General features: G+C 59.9%; 17 protein-coding genes. 9 read left to right on the top strand and 8 right to left on the bottom strand.

Annotation, left to right across the window (positions count from 1 at the left end; all coding sequences use genetic code 11):
- The first annotated feature begins 23 nt into the window (after window positions 1-23).
- Window positions 24-707, top strand: a complete 684-nt coding sequence (locus J9885_RS12850; RefSeq protein ID WP_210549686.1) for a response regulator — start codon at window positions 24-26, stop codon at window positions 705-707.
- Window positions 708-711: 4 nt separating this feature from the next.
- Here the strand turns inward: J9885_RS12850 and J9885_RS12845 are convergent, their stop codons facing one another.
- The gene (locus J9885_RS12845) at window positions 712-1,839 is read right to left on the bottom strand and encodes a multidrug effflux MFS transporter (RefSeq protein WP_210549685.1); all 1,128 of its coding nucleotides are present in this window, start codon (window positions 1,837-1,839) and stop codon (window positions 712-714) included.
- A 92-nt stretch (window positions 1,840-1,931) separates the two neighbouring features.
- Between J9885_RS12845 and J9885_RS12840 the strand changes: the two genes are divergently transcribed.
- A complete protein-coding gene (locus J9885_RS12840; RefSeq protein WP_210549684.1) occupies window positions 1,932-2,756 on the top strand; it encodes a helix-turn-helix transcriptional regulator in 825 nt (274 codons plus the stop codon).
- Here J9885_RS12840 and J9885_RS12835 read toward each other — a convergent pair.
- Window positions 2,686-2,919 (bottom strand): hypothetical protein, encoded by a 234-nt coding sequence (locus J9885_RS12835; RefSeq protein ID WP_210549683.1) that lies wholly within the window; start codon window positions 2,917-2,919, stop codon window positions 2,686-2,688. The genes J9885_RS12840 and J9885_RS12835 overlap by 71 nt on opposite strands.
- Window positions 2,920-3,203: 284 nt before the next feature.
- Here J9885_RS12835 and J9885_RS12830 point away from each other — a divergent pair, with 284 nt between their 5' ends.
- A complete protein-coding gene (locus J9885_RS12830; RefSeq protein WP_210549682.1) occupies window positions 3,204-4,454 on the top strand; it encodes a valine--pyruvate transaminase in 1,251 nt (416 codons plus the stop codon).
- 74 nt (window positions 4,455-4,528) lie between these two features.
- Here J9885_RS12830 and J9885_RS12825 read toward each other — a convergent pair whose 3' ends face one another.
- The 6 genes from J9885_RS12825 to dnaA form a co-directional block, all read right to left on the bottom strand.
- Complete coding sequence (locus J9885_RS12825) at window positions 4,529-4,969, bottom strand: Hsp20 family protein (protein WP_042027063.1); 441 nt, start codon at window positions 4,967-4,969, stop codon at window positions 4,529-4,531.
- 93 nt (window positions 4,970-5,062) lie between these two features.
- On the bottom strand, window positions 5,063-5,476 hold the full coding sequence (locus J9885_RS12820; protein WP_043808971.1) for an Hsp20 family protein: 414 nt from the start codon (window positions 5,474-5,476) through the stop codon (window positions 5,063-5,065).
- Between the two features lie 324 nt (window positions 5,477-5,800).
- Window positions 5,801-8,212: a DNA topoisomerase (ATP-hydrolyzing) subunit B gene (gyrB, locus tag J9885_RS12815; protein WP_210549681.1), complete on the bottom strand. Its 2,412-nt coding sequence runs from the start codon at window positions 8,210-8,212 to the stop codon at window positions 5,801-5,803.
- Entirely contained in the window at window positions 8,209-9,312 is a 1,104-nt protein-coding gene (gene recF, locus J9885_RS12810) for a DNA replication/repair protein RecF (RefSeq protein WP_210549680.1), read from the bottom strand. The genes gyrB and recF overlap by 4 nt, the downstream gene beginning before the upstream one ends.
- Window positions 9,313-9,314: 2 nt before the next feature.
- On the bottom strand, window positions 9,315-10,418 hold the full coding sequence (gene dnaN / locus J9885_RS12805; RefSeq protein WP_043763782.1) for a DNA polymerase III subunit beta: 1,104 nt from the start codon (window positions 10,416-10,418) through the stop codon (window positions 9,315-9,317).
- 71 nt (window positions 10,419-10,489) lie between these two features.
- Window positions 10,490-11,860, bottom strand: a complete 1,371-nt coding sequence (gene dnaA / locus J9885_RS12800) for a chromosomal replication initiator protein DnaA (protein WP_043763786.1) — start codon at window positions 11,858-11,860, stop codon at window positions 10,490-10,492.
- Window positions 11,861-12,170: 310 nt separating this feature from the next.
- Here dnaA and J9885_RS12795 point away from each other — a divergent pair, with 310 nt between their 5' ends.
- The 6 genes from J9885_RS12795 to yidD all read left to right on the top strand — a co-directional run bounded on the left by J9885_RS12795 (window position 12,171) and on the right by yidD (window position 15,322).
- Complete coding sequence (locus J9885_RS12795; protein ID WP_134695584.1) at window positions 12,171-12,929, top strand: amino acid ABC transporter substrate-binding protein; 759 nt, start codon at window positions 12,171-12,173, stop codon at window positions 12,927-12,929.
- The gene (locus J9885_RS12790; protein ID WP_081843891.1) at window positions 12,930-13,598 is read left to right on the top strand and encodes an amino acid ABC transporter permease; all 669 of its coding nucleotides are present in this window, start codon (window positions 12,930-12,932) and stop codon (window positions 13,596-13,598) included. It abuts the gene before it with no gap.
- Window positions 13,599-13,610: 12 nt separating this feature from the next.
- The gene (locus J9885_RS12785) at window positions 13,611-14,345 is read left to right on the top strand and encodes an amino acid ABC transporter ATP-binding protein (RefSeq protein ID WP_043763792.1); all 735 of its coding nucleotides are present in this window, start codon (window positions 13,611-13,613) and stop codon (window positions 14,343-14,345) included.
- Window positions 14,346-14,613: 268 nt separating this feature from the next.
- The gene (gene rpmH, locus J9885_RS12780; RefSeq protein WP_005307156.1) at window positions 14,614-14,748 is read left to right on the top strand and encodes a 50S ribosomal protein L34; all 135 of its coding nucleotides are present in this window, start codon (window positions 14,614-14,616) and stop codon (window positions 14,746-14,748) included.
- Complete coding sequence (rnpA, locus tag J9885_RS12775) at window positions 14,748-15,107, top strand: ribonuclease P protein component (RefSeq protein WP_010672281.1); 360 nt, start codon at window positions 14,748-14,750, stop codon at window positions 15,105-15,107. Before rpmH ends, rnpA begins: the two co-directional genes overlap by 1 nt.
- Window positions 15,074-15,322 carry a membrane protein insertion efficiency factor YidD gene (gene yidD, locus J9885_RS12770; RefSeq protein ID WP_010672280.1) on the top strand — a complete coding sequence of 83 codons (249 nt, stop codon included), beginning with the start codon at window positions 15,074-15,076 and terminating at the stop codon, window positions 15,320-15,322. The genes rnpA and yidD overlap by 34 nt, the downstream gene beginning before the upstream one ends.
- Window position 15,323 lies beyond the last annotated feature (1 nt).

Genomic DNA, 15,323 nt, shown 5'->3' with positions numbered 1-15,323 from the left:
TTCATCTGCGAGCTGGAGGTTGAATGGCTCACATACTGGTCATCGACGACGAGGCGGCCATCCGCCGTTTTTTGCGGATCAGCCTGGTCGCCGAAGGCCATCAGGTCAGCGAGGCGGTCGGCGTCAACGAGGGGCTGGCGCAGTATCGCCACCTCAACCCCGACCTGGTGATCCTGGATCTGGGTCTGCCGGATGGGGATGGCCTTCAGGTGTTGCAGGCCATTCGCAAGCACCATCAGCATCCGGTACTGGTGCTGTCGGCGCGGGACTCGGAGCAGGAGAAGGTGCGCCTGCTGGATGCGGGAGCCAATGACTACATGAGCAAGCCGTTCGGCGTCGGCGAGATGATGGCCCGTATCCGGGTGCTGCTGCGCCAGCGGGCCGGGGTCAGCAGCGGTGAGTGCCGCCACTTCCCCCAATGCGGGCTGACCCTGGACAGCAGCAGCCACAGGGTCACCCTGGGGAAGGAAGAGGTGGCCCTCTCCCGCAAGGAGTTCGCCCTGCTGCAGGCCCTGGTGTGCCACCCCGGCAAGCTGGTGTTGCAGACCCAGCTGCTCAACGACATCTGGGGGCCGAGCCACAAGGAGGACACCCACTACCTGCGCATCGTCATCGCCAGCCTGCGCAAGAAGCTGGGGGATAACCCTCAAGACCCCGCCCTTATCGAGACCGAATCCGGCATCGGCTACCGCTTTATCGGCAGCTGATGTTTCACGTGGAACGTCGCCAGCAACAACACAGGGCCAACAGACCGCAGCCACCGAGCAGCAGACCGAGATCCTGCAAGCTGGCAGCAACCGCCAACCCCAGGCTGAGCAACAGGTAGTAACCGAGCCCGAACAGGGCGCCGGCACTGCCCGCCACCTCCCGATAGGCCAGCAGCGCCTGACTCAGCACATTGGGGATGGCCAGCCCGAATGCCACTACCACTCCCGTCATGGGCAGCAGAAACCAGAGCGACGCCTGACTCGCCCACACCAGCCAACCCGAGCCCAGCGCCAACACGGCGGCGAGCCGGATCAGGGAGGCAGGCGACCAGCCAAGCCCCAACAGACGCTTGTTGAGCAAACTGCCCCCCAGGGTCGCCAGTGCCAGCACGATACCGGAGTAACCAAACTCACCCGCGCTCAACCCCAGCCCGGCAAACAGAAAGGGCGCCAGACTGTAGTAGCCGAACAGCATGGTGTTGAACAGCGCCACCAGAGCGGCGCTGCGCCACAAACCGGTATCACGCACCATCCGGCATGCCAGTGGCCAGAGTGCCACTCGCTGGGTGGTGATCGGCCGGGTTTCCGGCAACTGCCGGCAGGCCATCAACAACAAGCCGATTGCCAGCGCCAGCAGGGCGCCAAATACCCCGAGATAACCAAAACCATCGGCCAGCAGGCCGCCGCTCACCAACCCCAGCACAGGGCTGACGGAGAGCGCTATGCCCATCACCGAAAAGACCCGCGCCAGATCGCTGCCCTGATAGCTGTCGCGCAGCATGGTCTGGGTCACTACTGAGCCCACGGCGGCACCGAAGGCAGCAATGACCCGGGCCAGCAGCAGGGTTTCAAACTGGGTGGCCAGCAACGCCAGCAGGGTGCCGGCGCCATAGGTCAGCAACCCCGCCAGCATGGCTGGGCGCCGACCGATGAGATCGCACAACCGGCCCCAGCAGACCACGCCCGCCGCAAACGCCAGAAAATAGACCGACAGGGTCTGGGACGCCTGCCCTTCGCTCACCCGAAACTGGCTGGCGATATGGGTCAGTACCGGGCTGTAGATGGTCTCCACTATCTGGGGAAACATCATCAGTCCGACCACCAGCCAGAGCGGTGGCAACTTGTTGTTCATGACAAACCTCCTTCACTAGAGGCCGTCATTCTAGAGCGACGCCGATTGTCCGATTACAATAAGCAATACTATAAACATCAAGAATCGGACACATGGCCTTTATTCTTCCCGATCACCCTTTTGATCCGGACCAGCACGACGGCAGTGCCATCGGGATCGCCGCCGCCCTCGGCTGGCACGACTCCGGCCGCCACCAGCACAGGCGCCATCAGCTGCTGTTCGCCCAGGCCGGCTGCATGACCATAGAGCTGGACGATCAGGTCTGCCTGCTCCCGCCGACGCGGGCGGCCTGGTTGCCGGCGGGTCTGCCCCATCGGGTGCTGATGCGCGGGGTGGTGGCCTATCGCTCCCTCTATTTCAGACCCGAGCCCGGCTTGCCGGCCGAGATGGCGGTGCTGGCGGTCAACCCGCTGCTGCGGGAGATCATCGAACGGATGGCGCTCTGGCCGTGGGACAAGCCGGAGGCAGAGCAGACCTGCACGCTGGCATTATTGAAAGAGGAGCTGGCGCAAGCGCCGCGGGAATCCTGGCTGTTGCCGCTGCCGTCAGACGTTCGTCTGGCCGTCTGGCTGCAGGAGGTGAAACAGGGTGGCACCCTGCCCGATCGGCTCAACCGGCTGGCCGAACGGGTGGGGGCCAGTGACAAGACCATAGGCCGCATCTTCATGCGGGAGACCGGCATGAGCTACCAGGCCTGGCGTCAGCAGTGGCGACTGCTGCGGGCTCTGGAGCTGCTGGCAGAAGCCGAGCCCATCAGCCGGGTGGCGGCTGCGCTGGAGTTCGCCAGCGACAGCGCCTTCATCGCCTTCTTCAGGCAACATACGGGGCAGACCCCCTTGCGCTATCTCAACTCTCGGGGTGAGTCGCATCGGCCGAGCTCGCCTCCACCACCAGGGTCTCCAGCGCCAGCGGCTTGAGATTGTGAATGGCTTCCGCCACCACGGCATGGGAGGCCTGCAGCTGCTGGGCCAATATTTCCTGCTCCAGCTTGACGCTGTCCAGTTCGGGTCTGGGGTATTCGTCGGCCATGACGTTCAGGCTCAGGCTGCTGGCAATCAAGGTTGCGATCAGGATTTTCATCTGGTGTGCTCCGGTGTGGTTGAGATGACCAGATAACTAATCCAATAGATGTGCCAGATTTATAAGTTGATGATTTTAATGATATAAGTATTTTTTTATGCTATTGATGACACTCAGATCGTGTCTATTGGTTATTTTAAAACCAACAGATGGTTGTTTTTACCACACCCAGGGAACAACCCCTGTTTCACGTGGAACGCTCCATTTTTTTGATCGACACCCGCTTTTGAAGTGAGCTATGGTGCTAGCTCCCCCCTAACAACTGACTCTGGATTTGCCACCGAATGGAATTCTCCTTGTTCGGCGAGAAGTTCACTCGCCACGCCGGTATTACCCAACTCATGGACGACCTCAATCAGGGACTGCTCAACCCCGACGCCATCATGCTGGGAGGCGGCAACCCTGCTCCCATCCCCGCCATGCTTGAGCGCTTCCAGACCGAGGCAAAGACCCTGCTGGACAACGGCGAACTAATCAAGGCCATGGCCAACTACGACGGCCCGCAAGGCAAGGACAGGTTTACCAGAGCGCTGGCCGGGCTGCTCAGCAAGGAGCTGGGTTGGGAGATCTCGGCCCGCAACATTGCCCTGACCAACGGCAGCCAGAACGCTTTCTTCTATCTGTTCAACCTGCTGGCCGGTGAGTTCGCCGACGGCCGCAAGAAGAAGGTGCTGTTCCCGCTGGCCCCCGAATACATCGGCTATGCCGACTCGGCCCTCTCGGACGATCACTTCGTGGCCTACAAACCCACCATCGAGAAGCTGCCAGACGGCCAGTTCAAATATCACGTGGACTTCGAGAGCCTGCAGGTAGGCGATGACATCGGGGTGATCTGCGTCTCCCGTCCGACCAACCCCACCGGCAACGTGCTGACCGACGAGGAGATCGAGCACCTCGATCAGATCGCCCGCGACAAGGGGATCCCGCTGCTCATCGACAACGCCTATGGCGTGCCCTTCCCCGGCATTATCTTCAGCGAGGCCAAGCCGTTCTGGAATGCCAACACCATCCTCTGCATGAGCCTCTCCAAGCTGGGGTTGCCTGGCACCCGCTGCGGCATCGTCATCGCCGACGAGAAGATCATCCGGGCCATCACCAATCTGAGCGGCATCATCAACCTGGCACCCGGTAGCCTGGGCCCCGCCATCACCATTCCGATGATCGAGAGCGGTGACATCATCACCCTGAGCGAACAGGTGGTGAAACCCTTCTACCAGCAGAAAGCCACCTTCGCGGTGCAGCTGTTGCGGGATGCCATCCCCGATCCCCGCTTCCACATCCACAAGCCGGAAGGCGCCCTCTTCCTCTGGCTCTGGTTCGAAGACCTGCCGATCCACTGCCAGGAGCTGTATGAGCGACTGAAGGCGAAAAACCTGCTGATCGTGCCTGGCCACTACTTCTTCCCCGGCATCGACGATCCCGAGTGGCGTCACAGCCGGGAGTGCATCCGCCTCAACTACTCCCAGAGCGAGGAGCTGGTGCGCCGCGGCATCGCCATCCTGGCCGACGAGATCAACGCCCTCTACGCCGGCTAAGCCAGTCAGGCGTACAAAAACAGAGAGGCCTGCAAATGCAGGCCTCTCTTCTATCGGGTGGTCAGTGATACTGTTTAGCCGGGCAGCGCCAGTTGCTCGGGTTTGCCGATGGGGATGGCGCGGGGCTTGAGCGCCTCCGGCAGCTCCCGGGCCAGCTCTATGGTCAGCAGACCGTGCTCCAGTTTGGCCCCCTGCACTTCCACGTGCTGGCTCAGCTTGAAGGCGAGCTCGAAGTCCCGCTCGGCGATCCCCTGATGAAGGAACTGGCGCTCGCCCATGGAGGCGACCTTGCGCCCCTTCACCTTGAGGGTGCCGTTTTCGGTCTCCAGCTCCAGCTCATTGCGATCGAAACCAGCCACGGCAACCGTGATGAGGTAGCTGTCATGATCGCGTTTTTCGATGTTGTACGGGGGGTAAGCCGAGGTCTTCTGATCGAACAGGCCTTCCAGCTCACGGGCCATCCGCTCGAAGCCGACGGCATTGGAATAGAGATGAGAAAAATCGAGGTTACGCATGATCCTATCCTTCTATAAAGCAACAGGGTTTACTCTCCACGGGCCCGTCAATCGGCACCCGGGAAACATCAACAATGCAACGAGGTCAGGCTGTCAGCCGTTGATTTCGATCTTGCGGGGCTTCATCGCCTCGGGCACTTCGCGCACCAGGTCGATGTGCAGCAGACCGTTTTTCAGGTCGGCGCCCTTCACCCGCACATAGTCGGCCAGCTGGAAGCGACGCTCGAAGCCGCGTTCGGCTATGCCTTGATAGAGGTAGTTGCGCTCGGTGTCGGCCTGTTTGTTGCCCTTCACCGTCAGCAGATTCTCCTGGAAGCTCAGCTCCAGCTCTTCCTGGGTAAAGCCCGCCACCGCCATGCTGATGCGGTAGTCGCTGTCACCCAGCTGCTCGATGTTGTAGGGGGGATAACCGGCATTGCCATTGCTGGCCGCAGATTCGATGAGAGTGGCCAGACGATCGAAACCGATGGCAGAACGATAGAGCGGAGAGAAGTCGATAGAACGCATAGTATTATCCTCTTTTGAGCGATAACGAATTGTTTGCCCTCCTGATGGACGGGCGCCTGGTCGAAACCTCTGCCGAGCGTTCCGGCCTTGTTACCTATATAGGGGCCCGCTCTCGGCTTTCAAGACCCTTGATCGAAAAATCTTCTTGTTGTCCGTTGCAGGCTGTTTTCTCACCATTGCTACAGCCGTTCCTCCAATCCTGCAACCGAATGGGATAAGCGGAGTCCATGTTCCACGTGGAACGAGTGGATGTAGCTCAAGATGCCAAGAACAAAAAGCCGCTCACAAGGAGCGGCTTTTTTTTATCGCACTAACCGTATCGAATTAGACGTCCAGGTTGGCCACGCGCAGGGCGTTGGTCTCGATAAAGTCGCGACGGGGCTCTACGGCGTCCCCCATCAGGGTGGAGAAGAGTTGGTCGGCACCGACGGCATCGTCGATGGTGACGCGCAGCATGCGGCGGGCTTCCGGATCCATGGTTGTTTCCCACAGCTGGTCCGGGTTCATCTCGCCCAGCCCTTTATAGCGCTGGATGTAGATGCCACGCTTGCCTTCCCCCATCAGCCACTCGACCGCTTCCACGAAGTTCGCGACCGGTTTGACCTTCTCGCCACGCTTGATGTAACCGCCTTCCTCGATCAGGTTGGCAATCTCCTTGCCCAGGGAGACCAGTTGACGGTACTCGCCGGATTGCAGGAAGTCGTAGCTGAGCGGGTATTCACGGTCGACCCCGTGCTGGCGCACCACGGCGTGCGGCACGAACAGGCTGCGCTCTTCGTCGCGGCGTACCTGCATCTGGTACTGGATGCCGTGGTTGCTCTCGTTGAGTACGGCTTCCATGCTCTGGCACCAGGCCTGCAGATCGCTCTCGCTGGCCAGCAGGGTTTCGTCCAACTCAGGCTGATAGATCAGCTGGGTCAGCACGGCTTCCGGCGCACGGCGGGACATGCGGGTGATGAGGTGAGAGACGGCACGATGCTGGTTCACCAGACGCTCCAGCGCCTCGCCACCGATGGCCGGGGCAGACTCGTTGACGTGCAGGGTCGCACCGTCCAGCGCCATGGCGGTCTGGTATTGCAGCAGCGCGTCCTCGTCTTTCAGGTACTGCTCCTGCTTGCCCTTCTTCACCTTGTAGAGCGGCGGCTGGGCGATGAAGACATAGCCACGCTCGATGATTTCCGGCATCTGACGATAGAAGAAGGTCAGCAGCAGGGTACGGATGTGCGCACCATCGACGTCCGCATCCGTCATGATGATGATGTTGTGATAGCGCAGCTTGTCCGGGTTGTACTCGTCGCGACCGATGCCGCAGCCCAGGGCGGTGATCAGGGTGCCCACCTCCTGGGAGGAGATCATCTTGTCGAAGCGGGCCTTCTCCACGTTCAGGATCTTGCCCTTGAGCGGCAGGATGGCCTGGTTCTTCCGGTTGCGACCCTGCTTGGCGGAACCACCCGCAGAGTCACCCTCCACTATGTAGAGTTCGGACAGGGCCGGGTCTTTCTCTTGGCAATCCGCCAGCTTGCCGGGCAGACCTGCGATGTCCAGCGCGCCTTTACGGCGGGTCAGTTCGCGGGCCTTACGGGCTGCCTCGCGGGCACGTGCCGCATCGATGATCTTGTTGACCACGATCTTGGCGTCGCCCGGGTTTTCCAGCAGGAAGTCGGCCAGCTTCTCGCCCATCGCCTGCTCGACGGCAGTCTTCACCTCGGACGAGACCAGCTTGTCCTTGGTCTGGGAGGAGAACTTGGGATCCGGCACCTTGACGGAGATGACGGCGATCAGACCTTCACGGACGTCGTCACCACTGGCGGCGGACTTGGCCTTCTTGCTGTAGTCCTCCTTGTCCATGTAGTTGTTCAGCGTCCGGGTCAGCGCGGTACGGAAGCCCACCAGGTGGGTACCGCCATCCCGCTGCGGGATGTTGTTGGTGAAGCAGTAGACCCCTTCCTGATAGGCGTCGTTCCACTGCATGGCGACTTCGACGCCGATGCCGTCCTGCTCTGTGGTGAAATGGAACACCTTGGGGTGGATCGGGGTCTTGTTCTGGTTCAGGTACTCGACGAAGGCCTTGATGCCCCCCTCGTAGCAGAAGTGCGCCTCACGGCCGTCACGCTCATCCATCAGGCGGATGGAAACGCCGGAGTTGAGGAAGGAGAGCTCGCGCAGACGCTTGGCCAGGATCTCGTAGTGGAACAGGGTGTCGCTGAAGATGGTAGGGCTCGGCCAGAAGCGCACCTCGGTCCCGGTGCCGGTGCTGTCGCCGATCTGCTTGAGCGGCGCCTGCGGCTCGCCCAGGTGATAGGTCTGCTCGTAGACGTGACCGTTGCGGCGGATGGTCAGCAGCAGCTTGTCGGAGAGCGCGTTCACCACGGAGACGCCCACGCCGTGCAGGCCGCCGGACACCTTGTAGGAGTTGTCATCGAACTTGCCGCCCGCGTGCAGCACCGTCATGATGACTTCAGCGGCGGAGCGGCCCTCTTCCGGGTGAATGTCCACCGGAATGCCACGACCGTTGTCGCGCACGGAGACGGAGCCGTCGGAGTGGATCTTGACCTGGATATCGGAGCAGTAGCCAGCGAGCGCCTCGTCAATGGAGTTGTCGACGACCTCGAACACCATGTGGTGCAGACCCGATCCATCGTCCGTATCGCCGATGTACATCCCCGGGCGCTTGCGGACCGCATCCAGGCCCTTCAGCACCTTGATATTCGAGGAGTCGTAAGTATTTTCACTCATAGCTTACTCTCTGCCTTCTCTAACGTTTCGGAGATCTTGCCTTGTTCCACGTGGAACAACTTGCAGTCACTCGCATCCATCATGTCTGCGAGCTGGCCGGTATCGATGGCGGTAATGAACACCTGAGACGCACACTGCTTCAGCCTTGCAGCCAGCAGACGACGCTTGTCGACATCCAGTTCAGAGGCAAAATCATCAATTAAAAAAATACAGCCGCGGCTGCTATGTTGATTCAAATAGAGCCCTTGGGCCAGTCGCATGGCGCAGACCAGCAACTTCAACTGACCCCTGGACAAAATATCCTGAGCGGGAACGCCGTTTGCCTTGAGCCGCACGTCCGCCTTCTGCGGACCGACCCCAGTGTACCCCATGGCACGATCCCGTTCGAACCCCGCCTCCAGCAACTCATTGAGAGGCGTGTCTTTTTCCCAGCCTCGATAGAATCCAAGACTGATGTCGAATTCCGGCAGGAAATCTGCCGTCATCTCCTTGATCAGGGGGGTAATGGCCTGACAATAACTGGCGCGAAAGCCGGCCAGCTCACCACCCAGACGTACAAGCTCCTGATCCCAGTACGCCAGCTGGCGATACTGTGTGCTCTGGCGCAGCAGGGCATTGCGCTGCTTCAGCAGCCGCCGCACTCGCCCCCAGAGGGAAAAGAAGGTCGATTCCTGATGAAAGACCCCCCAATCCAGCCAGGCCCGGCGTGCCTGGGGCCCACCGGTCAGCAGGCTGAAACCATCCGGGTGGATCAGCTGCACCGGCAACAGCTCGGCCAGATCGGCCAGGCGCTGGGCCTGGGCGCCGGCAATCTTGAGCTGGGTCTCGCCCCCCTTGTCCTTGGCAAGCCCGATGGGCACCTGACGCCCCTCCAGCTCGCACTGGGCAAACAGGGTAAAGGCCCGTTCGCCCTGGCGGATGACCCGTCCGGTCAAATGAGTACGAAACGAGCGGCCTAGACCAAGGTAATGAATGGCTTCCAGCACGCTGGTCTTGCCGCTGCCGTTGCTCCCGACCAGGATATTGAGGCCGGGCGACAGCGCGAGACTGGCGTGCTGAATGTTGCGAAAGTCGCTGAGCTGGAGTTTGACCAGGGACACGACTAGATCCGCATCGGCATCACCACGTATTGGGCATCTTGGCTGTCAAAATCCTCAATAATGGCGCTGCTGATGGAATCGCTCAGGCTGATCCGGATTTGGTCACATTTTAACGTATTCAACACGTCCAGCACATAGGAGACGTTGAAGCCGATCTCCATCTCGCCAGCGGCATATTGTACGTCAAGCAGCTCTTCGGCTTCTTCCTGTTCCGGGTTGTTGGCGGTGATGCGCAGCAGGTTTTCCTGCAGATTGAGACGCACCCCACGGAATTTCTCGTTGGAGAGGATGGCGGCGCGGGCGAAGGCCTGGCGCAGATCCTCGCGACCGGCGATCAGGGCCTTGTCGCTTCCTCTCGGGATGACGCGACGCCAGTCCGGGAAGCGGCCATCCACCAGCTTGGAGGTGAAAATGAAGCCGTCGAGGGCGGCGCGCAGGTTGCTGCGACCGATCTGCAGGCGCACCGGCTTGTCTTCCGCTTCCAGCAGGCGCACCAGCTCCAGCACCCCCTTGCGCGGCAGGATGACCTGATGATCGGGCAGCGATTCCCCCACCACCTCGCGGCGGCAGGTGGCCAGGCGATGGCCGTCGGTCGCAACCGTGCGCAGGCCGTGGCCCTCGCTCTCGAACAGCATGCCGTTCAGGTAGTAACGCACGTCCTGGCTCGCCATGGAGAACTGGGTGGCGTCGATGAGCTTCTTCAGCTCCAGCTGGCTGATGTCGAACTCGAGCACGGACTCCCAGTCCTCGATGTTCGGGTATTCGGTCGCCGGCAGGGTCGACAGGTTGAAGCGAGAGCGACCGGAGCGGATGATGAGGCGCTCGCCCTCGGTATTGAGACGAATCTCCGCCCCTTCCGGCAGGCCGCGGCAGATGTCCAGCAGCTTGCGGGCCGGCACCGTGGTGCGGCCATCCTGGCTGTCGCTGTTGAGATAAACCTGTCCGATCATCTCCACTTCGAGATCGGTCCCGGTCAGCGACAACAGACCATTGCTGACATCGAGCAGGACGTTGCCGAGGATCGGCAGGGTCGGCCGGCCACCCAGGGCACCGGACACCAGTTGCAGAGGACGTAACAGGGCCTCACGGCTAATTTCGAGCTGCATCTGTGCTCTCCGTTGTTATTGGGAGGAAAGGGTTCGGATCCCGGGCTGCATCGGTGCGCTCCGTTCCGTTATCAGGACGAAAGAGTACGGATCAGGTTGGAATAGTCTTCCTTGATGTCGTGACTCTCCTCCTTCAGCTGCTCGATCTTGCGGCAGGCATGAAGAACGGTTGTATGGTCACGGCCACCGAAGGCATCCCCGATCTCCGGCAAACTGTGGTTAGTCAGCTCCTTGGCCAGGGCCATCGCCAGCTGGCGCGGACGGGCAACGGAGCGGGAACGGCGCTTGGACAGCAGATCCGCCAGTTTGATCTTGTAGTACTCCGCCACCGTCTTCTGAATGTTGTCGATGGTGACCAGCTTCTCCTGCAAGGCCAGCAGGTCGCGCAGCGCCTCGCGCACGAAGTCGATGTTGATGGCGCGGCCGGTGAAGTTGGCGTTGGCGATGACCCGGTTGAGGGCCCCTTCCAGCTCACGGACGTTGGATCTCAGTCGCTTGGCGATGAAGAAGGCCACTTCGTCCGGCAGGTGGATCTGGTTCTCGTCCGCCTTGCGCATCAGGATCGCGACCCGCGTCTCCAGCTCCGGTGGCTCGATCGCCACGGTCAGGCCCCAGCCGAAGCGGGACTTGAGGCGATCCTCGACACCGTTGATCTCCTTCGGATAGCGATCCGAGGTCAGGATGATCTGCTGGTTGCCTTCGAGCAGGGCATTGAAGGTATGGAAGAACTCCTCCTGGGAGCGCTCCTTGTTCGCAAAAAACTGGATGTCATCGATGAGCAGGGCATCGACGCTACGGTAATAACGCTTGAACTCTTCAATGGCGTTATTCTGCAGCGCCTTCACCATGTCCTGCACGAACCGTTCGGAGTGCATGTAGATGACTTTGGCGTCTTTCTTGCGATCCTTGATGGCGTTGCCGACGGCGTGCAGCAGGTGGGTCTTGCCCAGGCCGGTGCCACCGTAGAGGAACAGCGGGTTGTAGGCCCCGCCCGGATTGTCGGCCACCTGACGGGCAGCCGCACGAGCCAGCTGGTTGGACTTACCCTCGACGAAATTCTCGAAGGTATAGTTCACATTGGTATTGCTCTTGTGGTTCGGCTCGGGCTTGGTTTCGGCCTTGTTTTCCCAGCTCTTGGGAGAGTTATTCACAGGATCGACACCGCGCGCCGGGGCCCTTGCGGCCGCGACGGGATGGGGACGATTGCCGATGTCGAAACGCAGGGTAGGCGCATCCGCTCCGCACAGCTCGTTGATGATGCCGTTGACCCGGAGCAGGTACTTGTCGCGTACCCAGTCCAGAACGAAGCGGTTCGGTGCATACAGGGTCAGAGTATTGTCACTCAACTCCGCTTGAAGCGGCCGGATCCACATGCTGAATTCTGCCGAGGGCAACTCATCTTGCAGCCGGTTAAGGCACTGCTGCCATAGCGAAGCAGTCACTCTAGACTCCCGTCAATTGATTAAGTAAAGACCGGCTATTCTACGTTTTTAGTGGCCGGATCTCCAGTTGCCGCCGCACGGATCCAGCAAATAAGATCCTTGACTTTCAAGGATCCAACGCCCCAGGATCTGATTTCATCCCCAAAGTTACCCACAGCCGCCAACCGGCAATGTGGACAGAATGGAACTCTGCGACCACAGTTATTTTATATAACCAAATATCATTTATTTTTTATACTTTATTCCAATAACATCAGCGCCATTCCGTGAATACAACTAAAAATACTGCACTACAGAGAGAGGAATCCCCATGAAATCCACCATCAAGCTGATTTCCGGCGCCGCCATTCTGCTGGCCAGCCTGTCCGGTCAGGCCATCGCCCAGGAAACCATCAAGGTCGGCATGTCCGGCAAGTATTTCCCGTTCACCTTCGTCAAGCAGGACAAGCTGCAAGGCTTCGAGGTGGACATGTGGAACCAGATCGGTGAGCGCACCGGCTACAAGGTCGAGTTCGTGACCGCCAGCTTCTCCGGCCTGTTCGGTATGCTGGAAACCGGCCGCGTCGACACCATCTCCAACCAGATCACCATTACCGACGAGCGCAAGGCCAAGTACGACTTCTCCCAGCCCTATGTCTATGACGGCGCCCAGATCGTGGTGCGCAAGGGCAACAACACCATCCACGGTCTCAAGGATCTGGAAGGCAAGACTGTGGCGGTGAACCTGGGTTCCAACTTCGAAGAGCTGCTGCGCAAGAACGATCCGAACAAGAAGATCGACATCCGTACCTATGACTCCGCCTTCGAACAGGACGTCGCCCTGGGCCGTATCGATGCCTTCGTGATGGACCGCGTCTCCACCGCCCAGCTGATCAAGGAATCCAAGCTGCCGCTGCAACAGGCTGGCGCGCCGTTCGAAACCATCGAGAACGCCCTGCCCTTCCTGAAGACTCCGGAGAAGCAGGCACTGCTGAAGAAGGTCGATGACGCCCTCACCGCCATGCGCAAAGACGGCTCCCTGACCAAGATCTCCGAAAAATGGTTCTCTGCGGACATCACCAGCAAATAAATGATGGAATTTGATCTCGAGTACACACTAGGGCTGTTCCCCATCCTGCTCAAATACCTGGGCACCACGATGGAAATGGCCCTGTGGGGATTCGTATTGGCACTCGTACTGTCGCTGATCCTGGCGATAGTACGGGTCTTTCGCGTTCCCGCAATTCACTGGCTGGCGATGCTCTATATCTCGTTCTTCCGAGGTACCCCCCTGCTCGTCCAGCTGTTCCTGCTCTACTACGGGCTGCCGCAACTCTTCCCTATCTTCGTGGGAATGGATGCCTTCACCGCCGCCATCATCGGCCTGACCCTGCACTTTGCCGCCTACATGGCCGAGTCGATCCGGGCCGCCATCCTCGGCATCCACAAGAGCCAGATGGAGGCCGCCCTCAGCATCGGCATGAGCCGGCTGCAGGCGATGCAGCGGATCATCCTGCCCCAGGCCGCACGCATCGCGACCCCCTCGCTGATGAACTACTTCATCGACATGATCAAGAGCACTTCCCTGGCGTTTACCCTGGGTGTCGCCGAGATCATGGGCAAGGCGCAGATGGAGGCCTCCTCCTCCTTCAAGTTCTTCGAGAGCTTCATGGCGGTGGCCCTGGTCTACTGGGTCGTGGTCATCTTCTTCACCCGCTTGCAGCACCTGCTGGAAGTGCGACTCAACCGCGCCTATTAAAGGAGGGCCATCATGATCAAGCTAACCGGCCTCTCCAAGGCTTATGACGGGAATCAGGTGCTCAACGGCATCGATCTTGAGGTTAAAAAGGGTGAGATTGTCGTCATCATCGGTCCATCCGGCACCGGCAAGTCGACCCTGTTGCGCTGCCTCAACCTGCTGGAAACCCCGGATGCCGGCCGACTCGCCATCGACGATCTGCAGCTGGATCTGGCCAAGGCCAGCGACCAGCAGGCCATCGAGCTGCGCAAACGTGCCTCCTTCGTGTTCCAGAATTACGCCCTGTTTGCCAACAAGACGGCGCTGGACAACATCGCCGAGGGGCTGATCACCGTCTGGAAGCAGCCGAAGGCGGAGGCCCGTGCCACCGCCCTTGGCATCCTCAAGGACATCGGCCTCGCCGAGAAAAAGGATGCCTATCCGGCCTCCCTCTCCGGTGGCCAGCAGCAGCGGGTCGGCATCGGCCGCGCCATGGCAGCACACTCCAAGGTGATCCTGTTTGACGAGCCCACTTCCGCCCTCGATCCCGAGTGGGTCGACGAGGTACTGGGCCTGATGAAGCAGCTCGCCCGCCAGCACCAGACCATGGTGGTGGTGACCCACGAGATCGAGTTCGCCCGTGATGTCGCCGATCGGGTGATCTTCATGGAGGGAGGACGGATCGTGGAGCAGGGTCCGCCGAGCCAGATATTGGTCGATCCGCAGGATCCCCGCACCCGGGAATTCCTGCGCAAAGTACTTAAATAGCTCTCTCTTTGGCGGCTCTGCCGCCTTTTTTCTTGAGGGATCCTTGTTTAACCCCGGGTTGCCAGTATAATTCGGGGCCCTTGATCCTCCGGATCCAGCCAGCTTTTCCTGCTTGTATGACGAGCAGGGCGAGACGGAAGGAACGGCGGATTGACGAGAAGCTGAACTCTGTTTAGAATTCGGCCTCTTTTGCTAGTCGTCACACGCTATAGCTGGCGCGTCGGCTAAGTGTGACAATCAAAACTGTACAGAAATACGGAATCGAATCATGAAACGTACTTTTCAACCGTCCAACCTGAAGCGCAAGCGCTCTCACGGTTTCCGCGCTCGCATGGCTACTGCCAACGGCCGCAAAGTTCTGGCCGCTCGTCGTGCCAAGGGTCGTGCCCGCCTGGTAGTCTAATGCCTACCCAGCACACCTTCTCTCGGGAGTTACGTCTGTTAACTCCCGAACACTTCAAACGCGTTTTCGCCGAGCCTGTCCGGGCCGCTTCTCCGCAAATTACGCTTCTCGCTTGCCCCAATTCCCTCGAACACCCCCGTCTTGGTCTCGCCGTGCCCAAAAAGGCGCTCAAGCGTGCCGTCTGGCGCAACCGTGTAAAACGAGTCGTTCGGGAGAGCTTCCGCCTCAATCAAGCCAATCTGCCCGCTATCGACATCGTCGTGATCGCCAAGGGTGGCGTGAAGGAGATGGACAACGAAGCGCTGTTCAAGTTACTGGAAAAGCTATGGCGCACTCTGTCACGCCGTTGCAATGGGTAGCCATCAAACTGATACGCCTGTATCAGCTAATCATTAGTCCCCTGCTCGGGCCGCGCTGCCGTTTCACCCCGACTTGTTCCCAATTTGCGATAGAAGCAATCCGACTTCACGGTTTCATAAAAGGCGTTTGGTTAGCCAGCAAACGTCTATTAAAATGCCATCCCTTATCCGAGGGTGGTTATGACCCGGTTCCGCAACCAAAGCGAAGAAACTGAA

Source organism: Aeromonas sp. SrichE-2G, from assembly GCF_017939565.1.
GTDB lineage: Bacteria > Pseudomonadota > Gammaproteobacteria > Enterobacterales > Aeromonadaceae > Aeromonas > Aeromonas taiwanensis.
The sequence above is the reverse complement of the archived record's forward strand: the minus strand, read 5'-3'. Positions and strand labels throughout refer to the sequence as shown.

What these genes read in the sequence shown, in the direction of transcription:
- J9885_RS12790 (WP_081843891.1), top strand. Translation starts at nt 12,930, where the DNA reads ATGATGGAATTTGATCTCGAGTACACACTAGGGCTGTTCCCCATCCTG.
- yidD (WP_010672280.1), top strand. Translation starts at nt 15,074, where the DNA reads ATGGCGCACTCTGTCACGCCGTTGCAATGGGTAGCCATCAAACTGATA.
- J9885_RS12845 (WP_210549685.1), bottom strand. Translation starts at nt 1,839, where the DNA reads ATGAACAACAAGTTGCCACCGCTCTGGCTGGTGGTCGGACTGATGATG.
- J9885_RS12820 (WP_043808971.1), bottom strand. Translation starts at nt 5,476, where the DNA reads ATGCGTTCTATCGACTTCTCTCCGCTCTATCGTTCTGCCATCGGTTTC.
- gyrB (WP_210549681.1), bottom strand. Translation starts at nt 8,212, where the DNA reads ATGAGTGAAAATACTTACGACTCCTCGAATATCAAGGTGCTGAAGGGC.
- J9885_RS12795 (WP_134695584.1), top strand. Translation starts at nt 12,171, where the DNA reads ATGAAATCCACCATCAAGCTGATTTCCGGCGCCGCCATTCTGCTGGCC.
- J9885_RS12830 (WP_210549682.1), top strand. Translation starts at nt 3,204, where the DNA reads ATGGAATTCTCCTTGTTCGGCGAGAAGTTCACTCGCCACGCCGGTATT.
- J9885_RS12825 (WP_042027063.1), bottom strand. Translation starts at nt 4,969, where the DNA reads ATGCGTAACCTCGATTTTTCTCATCTCTATTCCAATGCCGTCGGCTTC.
- rpmH (WP_005307156.1), top strand. Translation starts at nt 14,614, where the DNA reads ATGAAACGTACTTTTCAACCGTCCAACCTGAAGCGCAAGCGCTCTCAC.
- J9885_RS12785 (WP_043763792.1), top strand. Translation starts at nt 13,611, where the DNA reads ATGATCAAGCTAACCGGCCTCTCCAAGGCTTATGACGGGAATCAGGTG.
- J9885_RS12850 (WP_210549686.1), top strand. Translation starts at nt 24, where the DNA reads ATGGCTCACATACTGGTCATCGACGACGAGGCGGCCATCCGCCGTTTT.
- dnaN (WP_043763782.1), bottom strand. Translation starts at nt 10,418, where the DNA reads ATGCAGCTCGAAATTAGCCGTGAGGCCCTGTTACGTCCTCTGCAACTG.
- J9885_RS12840 (WP_210549684.1), top strand. Translation starts at nt 1,932, where the DNA reads ATGGCCTTTATTCTTCCCGATCACCCTTTTGATCCGGACCAGCACGAC.
- rnpA (WP_010672281.1), top strand. Translation starts at nt 14,748, where the DNA reads ATGCCTACCCAGCACACCTTCTCTCGGGAGTTACGTCTGTTAACTCCC.
- J9885_RS12835 (WP_210549683.1), bottom strand. Translation starts at nt 2,919, where the DNA reads ATGAAAATCCTGATCGCAACCTTGATTGCCAGCAGCCTGAGCCTGAAC.